At 48.8% G+C, this 14,631-nt stretch carries 20 protein-coding genes; 10 read left to right on the forward strand and 10 right to left on the reverse strand.

From position 1 onward, the window contains the following. Window positions 1-24: 24 nt before the first annotated feature. Window positions 25-1,059, reverse strand: coding sequence for an AI-2 transporter TqsA (gene tqsA / locus HEM79_RS02520; protein ID WP_176241091.1), 1,035 nt, complete (start codon window positions 1,057-1,059; stop codon window positions 25-27). 134 nt (window positions 1,060-1,193) lie between these two features. Between tqsA and HEM79_RS23135 the strand changes: the two genes are divergently transcribed. From HEM79_RS23135 to mdtI, 3 genes are all read left to right on the forward strand, one after another. Beyond that, window positions 1,194-1,364, forward strand: coding sequence for a protein YdgV (locus tag HEM79_RS23135; protein WP_085948676.1), 171 nt, complete (start codon window positions 1,194-1,196; stop codon window positions 1,362-1,364). A 106-nt stretch (window positions 1,365-1,470) separates the two neighbouring features. Continuing rightward, window positions 1,471-1,836: a multidrug/spermidine efflux SMR transporter subunit MdtJ gene (gene mdtJ, locus HEM79_RS02525; protein WP_000276159.1), complete on the forward strand. Its 366-nt coding sequence runs from the start codon at window positions 1,471-1,473 to the stop codon at window positions 1,834-1,836. Beyond that, a complete protein-coding gene (gene mdtI / locus HEM79_RS02530; protein ID WP_000046658.1) occupies window positions 1,823-2,152 on the forward strand; it encodes a multidrug/spermidine efflux SMR transporter subunit MdtI in 330 nt (109 codons plus the stop codon). The genes mdtJ and mdtI overlap by 14 nt, the downstream gene beginning before the upstream one ends. Window positions 2,153-2,190: 38 nt before the next feature. Here the strand turns inward: mdtI and HEM79_RS02535 are convergent, their stop codons facing one another. The 3 genes from HEM79_RS02535 to asr form a co-directional block, all read right to left on the reverse strand. Continuing rightward, window positions 2,191-3,012: a trypsin-like serine peptidase gene (locus tag HEM79_RS02535; protein WP_001223110.1), complete on the reverse strand. Its 822-nt coding sequence runs from the start codon at window positions 3,010-3,012 to the stop codon at window positions 2,191-2,193. A 99-nt stretch (window positions 3,013-3,111) separates the two neighbouring features. Then, window positions 3,112-3,195, reverse strand: coding sequence for a hypothetical protein (locus HEM79_RS02540; protein WP_000233091.1), 84 nt, complete (start codon window positions 3,193-3,195; stop codon window positions 3,112-3,114). A 92-nt stretch (window positions 3,196-3,287) separates the two neighbouring features. Continuing rightward, complete coding sequence (gene asr / locus HEM79_RS02545; RefSeq protein WP_207105867.1) at window positions 3,288-3,596, reverse strand: acid resistance repetitive basic protein Asr; 309 nt, start codon at window positions 3,594-3,596, stop codon at window positions 3,288-3,290. A gap of 269 nt (window positions 3,597-3,865) precedes the next feature. On the opposite strand from asr, the gene HEM79_RS22960 reads away from it, so the two are divergent. After that, window positions 3,866-3,970: a KPN_01571 family protein gene (locus HEM79_RS22960; protein ID WP_404864668.1), complete on the forward strand. Its 105-nt coding sequence runs from the start codon at window positions 3,866-3,868 to the stop codon at window positions 3,968-3,970. 52 nt (window positions 3,971-4,022) lie between these two features. Here the strand turns inward: HEM79_RS22960 and HEM79_RS02550 are convergent, their stop codons facing one another. Further along, entirely contained in the window at window positions 4,023-5,276 is a 1,254-nt protein-coding gene (locus HEM79_RS02550) for an MFS transporter (protein ID WP_176241089.1), read from the reverse strand. Window positions 5,277-5,382: 106 nt separating this feature from the next. On the opposite strand from HEM79_RS02550, the gene HEM79_RS02555 reads away from it, so the two are divergent. The 3 genes from HEM79_RS02555 to bioD all read left to right on the forward strand — a co-directional run bounded on the left by HEM79_RS02555 (window position 5,383) and on the right by bioD (window position 8,452). Continuing rightward, on the forward strand, window positions 5,383-6,276 hold the full coding sequence (locus tag HEM79_RS02555; protein ID WP_105279404.1) for a LysR family transcriptional regulator: 894 nt from the start codon (window positions 5,383-5,385) through the stop codon (window positions 6,274-6,276). 134 nt (window positions 6,277-6,410) lie between these two features. Further along, window positions 6,411-7,631 carry a sugar metabolism global transcriptional regulator Mlc gene (mlc, locus tag HEM79_RS02560; RefSeq protein WP_000225256.1) on the forward strand — a complete coding sequence of 407 codons (1,221 nt, stop codon included), beginning with the start codon at window positions 6,411-6,413 and terminating at the stop codon, window positions 7,629-7,631. Window positions 7,632-7,756: 125 nt separating this feature from the next. Beyond that, window positions 7,757-8,452, forward strand: coding sequence for a dethiobiotin synthase (bioD, locus tag HEM79_RS02565; protein WP_000919217.1), 696 nt, complete (start codon window positions 7,757-7,759; stop codon window positions 8,450-8,452). Here bioD and clcB read toward each other — a convergent pair. The 3 genes from clcB to HEM79_RS02580 all read right to left on the reverse strand — a co-directional run bounded on the left by clcB (window position 8,405) and on the right by HEM79_RS02580 (window position 10,981). Further along, window positions 8,405-9,697: a voltage-gated ClC-type chloride channel ClcB gene (gene clcB, locus HEM79_RS02570; protein WP_176241088.1), complete on the reverse strand. Its 1,293-nt coding sequence runs from the start codon at window positions 9,695-9,697 to the stop codon at window positions 8,405-8,407. The genes bioD and clcB overlap by 48 nt on opposite strands. 157 nt (window positions 9,698-9,854) lie before the next feature. Next, the gene (dmsD, locus tag HEM79_RS02575; protein ID WP_176241087.1) at window positions 9,855-10,469 is read right to left on the reverse strand and encodes a Tat proofreading chaperone DmsD; all 615 of its coding nucleotides are present in this window, start codon (window positions 10,467-10,469) and stop codon (window positions 9,855-9,857) included. A gap of 206 nt (window positions 10,470-10,675) precedes the next feature. Then, window positions 10,676-10,981, reverse strand: coding sequence for a DUF1161 domain-containing protein (locus tag HEM79_RS02580; protein WP_176241086.1), 306 nt, complete (start codon window positions 10,979-10,981; stop codon window positions 10,676-10,678). Window positions 10,982-11,087: 106 nt separating this feature from the next. Here HEM79_RS02580 and HEM79_RS02585 point away from each other — a divergent pair, with 106 nt between their 5' ends. Then, complete coding sequence (locus HEM79_RS02585) at window positions 11,088-11,798, forward strand: YnfC family lipoprotein (RefSeq protein WP_176241085.1); 711 nt, start codon at window positions 11,088-11,090, stop codon at window positions 11,796-11,798. 2 nt (window positions 11,799-11,800) lie between these two features. Here the strand turns inward: HEM79_RS02585 and speG are convergent, their stop codons facing one another. Together speG and HEM79_RS02595 are read right to left on the reverse strand one after the other, a co-directional pair. Beyond that, entirely contained in the window at window positions 11,801-12,361 is a 561-nt protein-coding gene (gene speG / locus HEM79_RS02590; protein WP_000199501.1) for a spermidine N1-acetyltransferase, read from the reverse strand. Between the two features lie 34 nt (window positions 12,362-12,395). Beyond that, window positions 12,396-12,737: a DUF1283 family protein gene (locus tag HEM79_RS02595; protein ID WP_176241084.1), complete on the reverse strand. Its 342-nt coding sequence runs from the start codon at window positions 12,735-12,737 to the stop codon at window positions 12,396-12,398. 134 nt (window positions 12,738-12,871) lie between these two features. On the opposite strand from HEM79_RS02595, the gene HEM79_RS02600 reads away from it, so the two are divergent. Together HEM79_RS02600 and rspA are read left to right on the forward strand one after the other, a co-directional pair. Next, window positions 12,872-13,198, forward strand: a complete 327-nt coding sequence (locus HEM79_RS02600; RefSeq protein WP_010350727.1) for a YnfA family protein — start codon at window positions 12,872-12,874, stop codon at window positions 13,196-13,198. Between the two features lie 216 nt (window positions 13,199-13,414). Beyond that, the gene (gene rspA / locus HEM79_RS02605) at window positions 13,415-14,629 is read left to right on the forward strand and encodes a starvation-sensing protein RspA (RefSeq protein ID WP_000706278.1); all 1,215 of its coding nucleotides are present in this window, start codon (window positions 13,415-13,417) and stop codon (window positions 14,627-14,629) included. Window positions 14,630-14,631: the final 2 nt, after the last annotated feature.

The following is a 14,631-nucleotide window of genomic DNA, read 5'->3' on the forward strand; positions in this document are numbered from 1 at the left end:
CTCTGACGGCCTCTGTGGAGGCCGTTACTCTTTATTGAGATCGCTTAACAGGACGGCGATGCTTTGGCCTCCCGCCGTTTGTTCAAGCGCAATTTTGACAACAATCGTCAACGGCACGGAAAGCAGCATTCCCACCGGTCCTAATAACCATCCCCAAAAAATTAACGACAAAAAAACTACCAGTGTGGAAAGCCCCAACCCGCGCCCCATGATGCGCGGCTCCAGAATATTGCCGAAGACCAGATTAATCAGCAGATATCCCGCCAGCACCAGTAACGCCTCATAGAAACCATTAAACACCAGTACCTGAGCGATAGGGGGGATAGCCGCGAGAACCGAACCAATATTGGGAATGTAATTAAGCGCGAAGGCCAACAATCCCCAGACAAAAGCGAAACGAACATCGAGTGCGGCGAGCATCGCCCAGGCGACCAGACCGGTGATGATGCTGATGGCTGTTTTCAGCACCAGGTAATGCGACACACTGTCAATGGCGCGCTGGATCGCCGCCATACCTTCGACCGGGCGCGCCATCATTTGCTGGAGTTTGCCGGGAAGTTGTGGCACTTCGAGCAGCATAAACAACACCGTCAGCAACAATAAAAATATGGATGACATGGCGTTAGATAACTGCGTCAGCAAGTTGGTGAGCAACGTCATCGCCGCGTTCGGATCAATATAATGCGCCAGTTGGTCAACCGAGACATCAATACCCGCGCGTTGTAATAAAGGTTCCAGAACTTGCAGGGGCTTTATGATTGAGCTGCGATACTGTGGCAAAGTGCGGGTCAGCTCATTGAGCGTTGAGCCGAGATAGGCCAGTAATAGCACCATCGCCATCACGATGATGACCATTAAAATCGACACAGCCAACACACGCGGCACTCGCCAGCGAACCATGCGTTGTACCAACGGATTAAGAATGACTGCAATAAATAGGGCGAGGATAAAGGGGACGATGATATCGGCGGCAAAACGGATACCGCAGAGAATAATGACCAGCATTCCCAACATAATGACTATTTTTAGGCCATTGAGCGTGATGATCGGCTTTGCCATGCGTATCCCCGTTTTTTCTTCCTTCGCTAATAATATTTTCTTTTTAGCCGTGGCATTATAACGAAAATCAAACTACTCAGGTAAAGAAATGAAAATGTTTTGAGTTAATTCTTAAGCTATGATACAAATCAGACGTGTACAACTACCGAGGACAATTATCATCCGCGATGACGAGAAGCAACACTGCGGATAATTGTAATATTATGGACAATTTGTTCAGGACGTTATTTTCTACATTTACTCATTTCCGTACCTCAACCACCATCTTGCTCGCAGGTGAGCAACACTGGCGCAACGCGCTTTAGTCCCTTCCTCTGCCAAAGCTGGCGCTCTGCGCTGGGCTGAATACTTTTCTTTTGGTTTCGCTGAGTCGAGCGAACGTTAAAATAATTCTCTTGCAGGGGAAGGACGATGTATATTTATTGGGTTTTATTAGGTCTGGCTATTGCCACAGAAATTACCGGCACGCTGTCAATGAAATGGGCGAGCGTTAGTGAGGGAAACGGTGGTTTTATTTTAATGCTGGTGATGATTTCGCTGTCATATATATTTCTCTCTTTTGCCGTGAAAAAAATAGCACTTGGCGTGGCTTATGCTCTGTGGGAAGGCATCGGTATTTTATTTATAACGCTCTTTAGTGTTCTGTTATTCGACGAAAGTTTATCGCTGCTAAAAATTGCCGGGTTAACAACCCTGGTGGCTGGGATTGTGTTGATTAAATCGGGTACTCGCAAAGTGCGTAAATCCTCGCTGGAGGTGAATCATGGCGCAGTTTGAATGGGTTCACGCCGCCTGGCTGGCACTGGCAATCGTGCTGGAAATTATTGCTAACGTCTTTTTGAAATTTTCTGACGGCTTTCGCCGTAAAGTCTATGGCTTGCTCTCACTGGCGGCGGTGCTTGCGGCCTTTAGCTCACTCTCCCAGGCAGTAAAGGGCATAGATTTGTCGGTGGCGTATGCGTTGTGGGGCGGGTTTGGTATTGCCGCCACGTTAGCCGCTGGCTGGATCTTGTTTGGTCAACGTTTAAATCGTAAAGGCTGGGTTGGTCTGGTCTTGCTGTTGGCTGGAATGATTATGGTGAAACTTGCCTGATGAACACGCTGCCCGACAATGCGGGCAGCGTTTGAATATTATTGCCGGGTCAGTTCTTCTAGTTTGTCGCGAAAACCAGTGACAGAAATGGCCCGGTTATCAGCACGCCAGCGATCTTTCGCTGCAGGAGCTGAACTTTGCACCCCAATTAACTGCCAGCCGTCATCAGTATGAAGCATCAACGGCGAACCACTGTCACCCGGTAGGGTATCGCACTGGTGCGACATTACCGAGGTTTGCGCCCAGCCGGTTATTTCGCAATTTTGATGACTGTACAACGTATCGAGATGATCTTCAGGATATCCCGCCTGAGTCACTTTACGACCCGCTGCTTTTAATGCGGCGATAAGCGCGGTTTTATCTCCCTCAAATAACGGCAATGGCGTAATACCCGAAGGCGGATTGCGCAGCACAATCAAACCGAAATCCCACGGCGCGGCTGCGGGGGGAACAATCCAGCCATCCCCATCCGGTTTTAACCGCTTCCCTAGTGTCGGATCAACGCGGCCTTCGATGTCGTGGATTTCATAGCGCCAAAGACCTTTATTCGACACAAAACGCAGCGCAACTGCTTTATCCGCTTTACCCTTCGGCGGCGTTAATAAACAGTGTCCTGCCGTTAATGCCAGGTTCGGCGCAATTAGCGTCGCCGTACATAAATTGCCGCTGGCCGTTTCTAGTTGCCCAACCGCATCCCACGGCGATTGGCTCGTGTTATTTACTGATACACGATCATCATGACCAAAAAATAGGGTGCTGACCTCATTATTGGTCGATTTATGATCGTCCGGTTTATCCGCAAACACAAATGCAGATGTCAGACTAATTGCACCCAGCACTACAGCAATAGTTATACGCATATCATACTCTGGTGAGTAATTATGATTATTAAAAGCAAACCCTCATGAATACTATAGACGGGACGGGATGAAAGTGGGAGTAAAATCAGATAACTACGCTCAGAAAAGATAAAAACGGGTGGCAATCAGGGCACATAAAATAAGGATGATAAGAATGAACTCAAAGCGATAACGGCCCACCATAGTACCCTCCGCTAAAGGCGGTGTTAAACGTTATCCGTTTAACACCGTAATTTTCAGGCGCGAGGGGGCGCGCCATTATTGCTGCCGATAACTTACGCGGCTGGTTGTACAACTGGTTTTGCAGATTGCTGCTGGCTGTGTTTTTTGCTGTGCTTTTTAGCTGCCTGTGCTTTTTGCTCAGGCGCTTTCTGTTCATTTTTCGCTTTTTTATGATGCTTTTTAGCCGCCTGCGCTTTTTGGGCAGGTGCCGCTTTATGCTGTTTTTTATGATGCGTTGTTTTTGCAGCCGCTGCTTTGGACACTGTAGCCGCCGGAGCAGGCGTGGTCGCAGTTTCCGCAGCAAATGCGACAGAAGAGAGACCCATAGTAGCGGCAACAACCAGAGCTAATACTTTTTTCATTGTCATACCCTCAATTTTGTTTTTTATGCAACCCCACTGCGGGGCCGATGTAATGACTATATCTCTGGAAATGACAGGCTTCCGTGAGTGCTTGGTTTCGGCATGTAACGATATGTACAAAGCGAATAGCGATGACGTGGGAAATAATAACGCATTGTGACGTAAGGAGAATTTCCCACCAATATAGGTAGTATTGAATAACTTAGCTTTTTCACTACCTATAAATCGGTAGAATCACTGTGTATTAGCAATAAATGACACACAGCAAAATGAATCCGCTAATTTGGGTATTTATTATCCTGATGACGTTAGATGCCCTGCGAGAAATGGCAGGCGCTTCGTCTGTTTTAGAGTGGTTATTAACGTTGAGTTGAGCAGGCAATAAGTCCGGACAGTAATTTAACATATCGTCCGGACTTATTTTTTTCAGGCGTGCAGGCGATGATGTAAACGTGTTCCGACCAGAATAGCGACCACCAGCATCAGGGCAATAAATGCACCGACACCGTTCCAGCCATAGTTATGCCAGAAGACGCCACCTAATGTTCCGGCAATGCTTGAACCCAGGTAGTAACAGAATAGATAAAGCGAGGAAGCCTGACCTTTGGCGCGTTTAGCACGAGGGCCAATCCAGCTACTGGCGACAGAGTGAGCGGCAAAAAATCCGCTGGAGAAAAGCATCATACCGACAAAAATCAGCCACAGTGAGCTGAACAATGTCAGGATAAGACCAAAAAGCATAACACCTGTCGAAAATAACATCACCGGGCCACGACCGAAGCGGGTAGTCATGGTGCCGGCTTTTGGCGAACTCCAGGTGCCTGTCAAATAGACCAGCGATAATAACCCAACCACTGCCTGGCTAACATGCCATGGTGAAAGCATCAACCGATAGCCGATGTAATTAAACAGCGTTACGAATGAGCCCATCAGCAAAAAGCCTTCGACGAATAATAAGGGGAGTCCCCGATCGCGCCAGTGCAGACGGAAGTTAATAAACAGTGTTTTTGGGCGCAGCGAAGAAGGACGGAAATGACGAGATTCCGGGAGAATTTTCCAGAACATTAACGCCGAGGTCAGGGCGAAACAGCCGATAGCCGCCAGCGCAATTCGCCAGTTAAAGAAGTCAGTAAATACACCACTGATTAAGCGCCCACTCATGCCGCCAATCGAGTTGCCGCTGATATACAGCCCCATTGAAAAGGCCACAAAACTAGGGTGGATCTCTTCGCTAAGGTAGGTCATACCAACGGCAGCTACGCCACTTAACGACAGACCAATCAAGGCGCGCATAATCAAAATGCCGTGCCAGCTGGTCATCATTGTCGAAAGTAACGTACAGATGGCGGCCAGCAGTAGCGCCGTTACCATCACCGGCTTGCGACCAATGGCATCGGATAGCGGGCCAGTAAACAGCAAACCGATAGCCAGCATCGCCGTTGAAATGGACAGTGAAATACTACTGTTAGCAGGCGTTAAGCCAAATTCTTGCGAAAGCACCGGAAGAATAGGCTGCACGCAATAGAGAAGCGCGAAGGTTGCCAGCCCGGCAGAGAATAGCGCCAGAGTGACACGCATAAATTGCGGTGTACCGCGTTTAATGAATTTGTTTGGCTGGGAAAGGGGTTGCTCGTCAGTGTCGCTTGCCGGAGCGCCATCAACAGTTGTAGTACGACTCACTTGAAATCCTTGCTAATTATGCCTGTGATGTGGGGTCAGGAATAGAGTAGGAAAATTGAATTGTTATGTCTAATATATTAATAATCTCAAATAAGATGTTTAAAATATGAATATTGAATTGCGTCACCTCCGTTACTTTGTTGCCGTTGCGGAAGAGCTGCATTTTGGACGCGCGGCTGCCCGTCTGAACATTTCGCAACCGCCGCTAAGTCAGCAGATTCAGGCTCTGGAGCAACAAATTGGCGCGCGACTGTTGGCACGAACCAACCGCAGCGTGCTGCTAACGGCCGCAGGGAAGCAGTTCCTTGCTGATAGTCGGCAAATTCTGTCTATGGTGGATGACGCAGCCGCTCGCGCTGAACGTCTGCATCAGGGAGAAGCGGGAGAGTTACGCATTGGCTTTACCTCGTCGGCACCCTTTATTCGCGCAGTGTCTGATACCTTATCCCTATTTCGCTGCGAATTTCCTGATGTCCATTTGCAGACGCGCGAGATGAATACTCGCGAGCAAATAGACCCTCTTACCGAAGGGACGCTCGATATGGGGTTGTTACGAAATACCGTGTTGCCGGAGACGCTGGATCACGCGGTAATCGTGCATGAACCGCTTATGGCGATGATCCCGCACGATCATCCTTTGGCAAATAAACCGAAGGTAACGCTGGCGGAACTGGCAAAAGAACCGTTTGTTTTTTTTGATCCGCACGTAGGGACGGGGCTGTATGACGACATTATTGGCCTGATGCGGCGTTATAATCTGACTCCGGTCATCACCCAGGAAGTGGGCGAGGCGATGACTATCATCGGTCTGGTTTCCGCCGGTCTTGGTGTTTCGATTTTGCCCGCCTCTTTTAAACGTGTCCAACTCAATGAAATGCGCTGGTTACCTATTGCTGAAGAGGATGCGGTTTCTGAAATGTGGCTGGTTTGGCCAAAGCATCGTGAACAAAGCCCGGCAGCACGGAACTTTCGTATTCAGCTGATGAATGCACTCCGGTGAGGGAAATTTCAGCAAAAAAAACCGAAAAATGTGCTGTTAATCACATGACGAAGTAAAAATTTGACGACGCATATTGAAGTACTTCACCATAACCGACAGATTATTTCGGAGCGCGAAAATATAGGGAGTATGCGGTGGTTGCTGAAAACCAGCCTGGGCACATTGATCAAATAAAGCAGACCAACGCAGGCGCGGTTTACCGCCTGATTGATCAGCTTGGTCCAGTTTCGCGTATCGATCTTTCCCGGCTGGCGCAACTGGCGCCAGCCAGTATCACCAAAATTGTCCGCGAAATGCTCGAAGCGCACCTGGTGCAAGAGCTGGAAATTAAAGAAGCGGGAAACCGTGGGCGTCCGGCGGTGGGGCTGGTGGTAGAAACAGAAGCCTGGCACTATCTTTCTTTGCGCATTAGTCGCGGGGAGATTTTTCTTGCCCTGCGCGACCTGAGCAGCAAGCTGGTGGTGGAAGACTCACTGGAGTTGGCGCTTCAGGACGAATTGCCACTGCTGGATCGCATAATTACTCATATTGATCAGTTTTTTATCCGCCATCAGAAAAAACTTGAGCGTCTGACATCTATTGCCATTACGTTGCCGGGAATTATTGATACGGAAAATGGCATTGTGCATCGTATGCCGTTCTATGAGGACGTAAAAGAGATGCCGCTCGGCGAAGTACTGGAGCAGCATACCGGTGTACCGGTTTATATTCAGCATGATATTAGTGCATGGACGATGGCTGAGGCCCTGTTTGGCGCATCACGCGGAGCGCGCGATGTGATTCAGGTGGTGATTGATCACAACGTGGGTGCGGGTGTGATTACCGATGGCCATTTGTTACACGCGGGAAGCAGTAGCCTTGTGGAGATTGGTCACACTCAGGTCGATCCCTATGGGAAACGCTGTTATTGCGGTAACCACGGCTGCCTGGAAACCATCGCTAGTGTTGATAGTATTCTTGAGCTTGCACAATTACGTTTGAATCAATCTATGAGTTCTATGTTACATGGGCAGCCATTAACCGTGGATTCATTGTGCCTGGCTGCGTTGCAGGGCGATCTGCTGGCAAAAGATATTATTACTGGCGTGGGGACGCACGTCGGGCGCATTCTTGCCATCATGGTGAATTTATTCAACCCACAAAAAATACTGATTGGTTCGCCGCTAAGTAAGGCTGCAGAGATCCTGTTCCCTGTAATTTCAGACAGTATCCGTCAGCAGGCGCTTCCAGCCTACAGCCAGCACATTAGCGTCGAGAGCACCCAGTTCTCTAATCAGGGGACGATGGCGGGGGCGGCGTTGGTAAAGGACGCGATGTATAACGGTTCTTTGTTGATTCGTCTGTTGCAGGGTTAACATTTTTTAACTGTTCTACCAAAATTTGCGCTATCTCAAATTGGGCCAGGAACGCATAACTTAGACTTCCAAAGTTGAATTATTTTCCTGGCTTATATTTGTGAAGCATAACGGTGGAGTTAGTGATGCTGAAGCGTTTCTTTATAACAGGTACAGACACTTCTGTGGGGAAAACGGTGGTTTCCCGCGCATTGCTACAAGCGTTAGCCTCCCAGGGAAAAACGGTTGCGGGGTATAAACCCGTGGCGAAGGGGAGCAAAGAGACACCGGATGGGCTACGTAATAAAGATGCTCTGGTGTTGCAGAGTGTTTCATCAATTGAACTGCCTTATGAAGCAGTCAATCCCATAGCGTTAAGTGAAGAAGAAAGCAGTGTGGCGCACAGTTGCCCGATCAATTACACCCTCATTTCTAATGGTCTGGCTAATCTGACTGATAAAGTCGACCATGTGGTTGTTGAAGGTACTGGCGGCTGGCGTAGCCTGATGAATGACCTGCGTCCGCTCTCTGAATGGGTGGTTCAGGAGCAGCTACCCGTGTTGATGGTGGTAGGTATTCAGGAAGGTTGTATTAACCATGCGCTTCTGACCGCACAGGCGATTGCAAACGACGGACTGCCGCTGATTGGCTGGGTGGCTAACCGTATCAACCCAGGGTTAGCACACTACGCTGAAATCATTGATGTATTGGGTAAAAAACTCCCGGCGCCGCTTATTGGTGAGCTTCCTTATCTGCCTCGCGCAGAACAGCGAGAACTGGGGCAATATATCCGTTTATCCATGCTGCGCAGTGTGCTGGCGGTAGATAGAGTCACGATGTAACGTCCGCGACATTACTGACGCAATCACACAAGCAATCAATAAACCGGGGAGTAGCTGATACTCCCCGGTCATTTCACATATCATCAGTGTCGACATAATGGGCGCATGTGTAGTCGCAGCCAGAAGTGTTGCCATCCCGGTTAACCCAAGTAAAAGCGTAATTTCTTCGCCGCTAGTAAACCATAACCCCAGGCTCCGGCCATACAACATGCCAATTGCCAGTCCGATAAATAGCGTCGGCGTAAACACCCCCCCAGGTGCGCCGGAACCACTACTGGCCAGCACGGCAACGAGCTTGCAGAGGAAGATCCCGGCAATGACTATAAACAGTGGCGGGGCAGTTAAAAAGGATTGCACCGTACTATAGCCGTTGCCCCACACGGCAGGAGTGAGCAGGGAAAGCAGACCCACGATCAAACCTCCCAATGCCAGTTGCCAGGGCGGCGCAAGTTTAAGATTAACAAAACCCCGATGACTGGCGTTCATTAGCTTTAAAAACAATGGACCGCACAAGCCCATCAACACGCCCGTACTGATAATCAGTGCATAGTCACGAGCCTGAACCATCACAGAGAGTTGCACGCTGTAGAGCAAAGCATTGCTGTGATTAAGAAGATTGCTAATAAGCAATGCCACTACGGCAGAGATCACTACTGGTCCGAGGGAGGCCAGCATCATGGTGCCAAACAAGACTTCGGCAATAAATAAACTCCCGGCAAGTGGGGCGCGATAGGCTGCGGCCATTCCCGCAGCCGCACCACAGGCAATCCACAATTTCCACTCTTCACGTGGGGTAAAACGTTGGGCAAACCAGGATGCAGCAAGTGCCGCCAACAGGATCATCGCACCTTCACGACCAATGGCGCTGCCGCTGGTCACCACCAGCAAAGAAGCGAAGGATTTAATCAGACTGGTGGCGTAATCAAACTGCCCATCGGTTTGTAACGCCTCCATATAATCGGTAGGTGCATGGGGGCGTTGCTGAGAGAGTTTCTGCCAGACCATCAGCAATAAACCTGCCGCCAGTCCGCCGAGCGCCGGCGTTAGCAGTCTTCGCCACGGAGAAAGGTTCGTTGCTGCATTGACCAGACTGCCAGAGTCGTTATTGAGGAACAGCCACTCCAGTAGCAGCATCGCATGACGAAACCCTGCAACGGCAAAGGCCGCCAGAATGCCTACGACCATTGCGATAAGCAGGCGGCGAAACATGGTGCGCAGATCCGGGTAGATGTGTAGATGTTGCATGAGCAGAAATGGCAAATTAAACACGGGGCTCTATTTTGCGGGAAAAGAGGCCTGGTGCAAAAGCTGTGCGTGCTTTATGTGGAATTAAACGTGACGTTGTCACTTATTGCATCCGAAAGGCGTGCAGTTTACGCCTTTCGATAATACTAAGGATCATTCAGCGAAACAGGGGTTTTATCGCGACAGGGATCAGCAACTGTGACTGCCATTGTGTCAGCGTTAAACGAGCCAGCTCACCGAGCGTGCGATAAAAAGGATGTTCCGCCTTCTCGATAAACACCTCAAGAAAACGTGTTGACCACGGTAAAAGATGCCAGGCCAACAACTCTTCACACTCGGTCTGACGACCGTTCTCTGCCAGCCATGCCGCCATCAACAGCAGCGAACCAAAATGATCTTCCGGTTCGTTTTGGTTCATTTCAAACTGAATGCCTTTTTCGCGCATCCATTGACGAAGCGCCAAAGTAGAATCGCCAAACAGCACCGATTCGCGATCCAGCCAGACAGATCCCCACGGAGGAGAGGGTAACGCCCACGGCCCGACAAATAATCGTTGCCATGCCTGACTACGCGACTCTTCACATTCTTCCTTAAAAGCCGTTACCAGCGGCGCTAATGACGTTTGTGATAAAGGCCACTGGGTGACCCAATCGTCACTGGTTAGCGCAGAAACCAGTGGAGAGGCTTCTTTACTCTCAGGAGCGTAATAAAACAGCGCGCCCAGCACGCGCGCTGCGACAGAAAAATTATCTTGTTGTGAGAAATGCGTCATTCCTATCATCCTGAAACGTGCGGTTTACCCCGCACCAATTTGTTAACCTGCGATGGTCATTCCGAGCATTATGTGCAGGCCATAAACGAGCGCACGCCCGATCATCTCAGCAGGTATCCCGGCTAGCGGGCACAGCCAGCGCATAACAATACCACACGGCAGGCCTGATATGTGCGTAAGCATCGTATCAGGCAGCCTCAGGTTTATTAATGCGATTCAGCAGGCTCATTATCATGGGGTGGCTGGGGGTGGGCAGAAACATTACCGCTGGTGGTGCGGGTGTAGAGAATTTTATGCGTGTCGTTAGCGCAATGCCCGACGACCTGTGAATCAGGCTGGTCGACCTGATCATTCGGCACAATACTTAAAGTGAAGCCACTTTCTGGTACGCCGTTATTGATAATGCGCTGTGAAATATCACTTTTTATGCGCTCACATGAATCCGACGCGGCGAGCACTGTGGATGAGGCCAGGGTGAGCAGAAGTGCGGCACTGCAGGCTAAGATTTTCATCATTGGCTCCTTACATGAATATTACTAACTAAGCATAGCATTTCACGTGTAAATTACTGTATTTACTACTATGATTGAGAATCATCTCTACTGTCTGGTGATTGATGTGAATTACAAATTACTGCCATGTTTACTTGCGATAATACTCACAGGATGTGACCGCACAGAGGTAACACTTTCATTTACGCCAGAAATGGCCAGTTTCTCTAATGAATTTGATTTTGATCCGCTGCGTGGACCGGTTAAAGATTTCACTCAGACGTTAATGAATGAGCAAGGGGAAGTCACGAAACGTGTTTCGGGGAATTTATCGGAAGAAGGCTGTTTTGATTCCCTCGAATTACTGGATCTGGAGAATAATACCGTGGTTGCCCTGGTGTTGGATGCAAATTATTACCGGGATGCACAGACGCTGGAGAAAAGAGTACGTCTACAGGGAAAATGTCAATTAGCAGAATTACCTTCTGCCGGGGTAAGTTGGGAAACTGATGATAATGGCTTCGTGGTTAAGGCCAGCAGCAAACAGATGCAGATGGAATATCGCTATGATGATCAGGGTTATCCGCTGGGGAAAACGACGAAAAGTAACGACAAAACGTTATCTGTCAGCGCGACGCCATCAACGGATCCGATCAAAAAACTGGATTACACGGCAATTACTTTACTGAATAATCAACAGGTTGGTAATGTCAAACAGACTTGTGAATATGACAGCCACGCGAATCCAGTGGACTGCCGATTAATCATTGTGGATGAGGGAGTAAAACCCGCCGTCGAACGGGTTTACACCATCAAAAATACCATTGATTATTATTAATACTATTGCGCGGTCGGTTTTAGTAGAGTCTGCCCTTGCGTTTTATGTTCCGCCAGATACTGATGCTGGAATATGCACATGCGAATAGCATTGCGATATTGACCGTTAATAAAAAATTCATGCATCAGTTCACCTTCGACCGTAAAACCGAGCTTACGATAAATATGAATCGCTTTCTCATTCTCTTTATCGACAATCAGATAAAGCTTATAGAGATTAAGAACAGTGAAACCATAATCCATCGCTAATTTTGCGGCGCGGGTTGCCAGACCTTTACCCTGGTATTCCGGGGAGATGATTATCTGAAATTCTGCGCGGCGATGGACGTGGTTAATTTCTACCAGTTCCACCAGACCTGCCTTTTCGCCATCACATTCCACGACGAAACGACGTTCACTCTGATCGTGAATATGTTTATCGTACAGATCAGAGAGTTCAACGAAGGCTTCGTACGGCTCCTCAAACCAGTAACGCATCACGCTGGCGTTATTGTCGAGTTGATGCACATAGCGTAAATCTTCACGCTCCAGCGGACGTAGCTTAACACTGTGGGCGCTAGTCATAACGTGTCCTTACATTCCTTATATCAATAACAGGTTAGGGGATGATTACGCGACCAGTACGACGGTCCAGGCAGCGTAAAGTATTCGGCTCCCAGTAGGCATTAATGTTGGCACTCTGCTCGCATTTATCGCGGCTATCAAATGCGGCATCAGCTTTATCCCATTCTTTCTCGGTGCGTTTGTTGATTTTTTGACGCAGATTACGCGTGTCATTCCATTGCTCTTTTTCCATTGCTGCCTGCTGGCGACTCTGTGCGCTGTCGCCAGATTCAATCACCAGTTTGTTGGTTTCTGCATGGGTAGTTGCGCTAAATGCCAGTGCGCAAGGCAGCAGAAAAGCGAGCAGGCTGAGTTTTTTGCAGAGATTGATATTCATGATTCATTCCTTACATGAATGGTTAAGGGCGATTTTACACGATCCACTGTGAACGCGAAACGTACCAGAAGGATGTCTATGTTGATGATATTATGTCGCCCTATAAATATACATGATGTCAATGAGTGACAAAGATGATTAAAACAACGTTACTGTTTTTTGCTACCGCTTTGTGCGAAATCATTGGTTGTTTTTTGCCCTGGCTGTGGCTGAAACGGAATGCCAGTGTCTGGTTGTTGGTTCCAGCGGGGATTTCTCTGGCGCTTTTCGTCTGGCTGTTAACGTTGCATCCGGCAGCAAGTGGGCGAGTTTATGCAGCGTATGGCGGTGTTTATGTCTGTACGGCGCTCCTGTGGCTGCGGGTGGTAGATGGGGTGAAGCTCAGTCTCTACGACTGGACGGGAGCGATAATTGCACTTTGCGGCATGTTGATTATTGTTGCTGGCTGGGGACGCACCTGACTTTTCTGATATGAATAATTATTTGTTATCAATAAGATACGCACTAGTCGAACCCCGGAAAAACAATAAAGTTTGACTGTTTTTAGAACTATTCACGGCGCAAATATGCGCCTTTTTTTGTGATCGCTCTGGCTTTTCTTAATCTTAATACTTGTATGGTAGTAGCTCAGTTGCGTAGATTTCATGCATCACGACAAGCGATGCAAGGAATAGAACATGAAGATCGTAGGGGCTGAAGTTTTTGTTACCTGTCCGGGACGTAATTTCGTCACCTTAAAAATCACCACCGAGGACGGTATTACCGGTCTTGGTGATGCCACTCTGAACGGGCGCGAGCTTTCCGTTGCGTCCTATTTGCAGGATCATATCTGTCCGCAACTTATAGGCCGCGATGCCCATCGTATCGAAGATATCTGGCAGTTTTTCTATAAAGGCGCTTACTGGCGTCGCGGCCCTGTCACCATGTCGGCTATTTCCGCTGTTGATATGGCGCTGTGGGACATTAAAGCCAAAGCCGCAAACATGCCGCTTTACCAACTGTTAGGTGGGGCTTCCCGTGAAGGCGTAATGGTCTATTGTCATACCACCGGTCACAGTATTGATGAAGCACTGGATGATTATGCTCGTCATCAGGAACTGGGATTCAAAGCCATCCGCGTGCAGTGTGGTATTCCCGGTATGAAAACGACTTACGGTATGTCCAAAGGAAAAGGGCTGGCTTATGAACCTGCGACCAAAGGGCAGTGGCCAGAAGAGCAGTTGTGGTCAACGGAAAAATATCTCGACTTCATGCCAAAACTGTTCGACGCAGTGCGCAACAAGTTTGGCTTTAATGAGCATGTGCTGCATGACATGCACCATCGTTTAACGCCCATTGAGGCGGCACGCTTTGGCAAAAGTATTGAAGATTATCGCCTGTTCTGGATGGAAGATCCGACACCCGCAGAAAACCAGGAGTGTTTTCGCCTTATTCGCCAACATACCGTAACGCCAATTGCGGTGGGTGAAGTCTTTAACAGCATCTGGGACTGCAAACAGCTGATTGAAGAACAGCTCATCGACTATATCCGTACAACGCTGACCCACGCTGGCGGCATCACAGGTATGCGCAGAATTGCCGATTTTGCTTCGCTTTACCAGGTACGTACTGGCTCACATGGTCCTTCCGATTTGTCACCAGTCTGCATGGCTGCGGCGTTGCACTTTGACTTGTGGGTGCCGAATTTCGGCGTTCAGGAGTATATGGGCTATTCAGAACAAATGCTTGAAGTCTTCCCGCATAACTGGAGCTTCGATAACGGCTATATGCACCCGGGTGATAAGCCTGGCATTGGTATCGAATTCGATGAAAAGCTGGCGGCGAAATATCCCTACGAACCTGCCTATCTGCCAGTCGCACGTCTGGAAGATGGCACGCTATGGAACTGGTAAGG

The organism is Escherichia sp. 93.0816, assembly GCF_013368855.2.
GTDB classification, from domain to species: domain Bacteria; phylum Pseudomonadota; class Gammaproteobacteria; order Enterobacterales; family Enterobacteriaceae; genus Escherichia; species Escherichia ruysiae.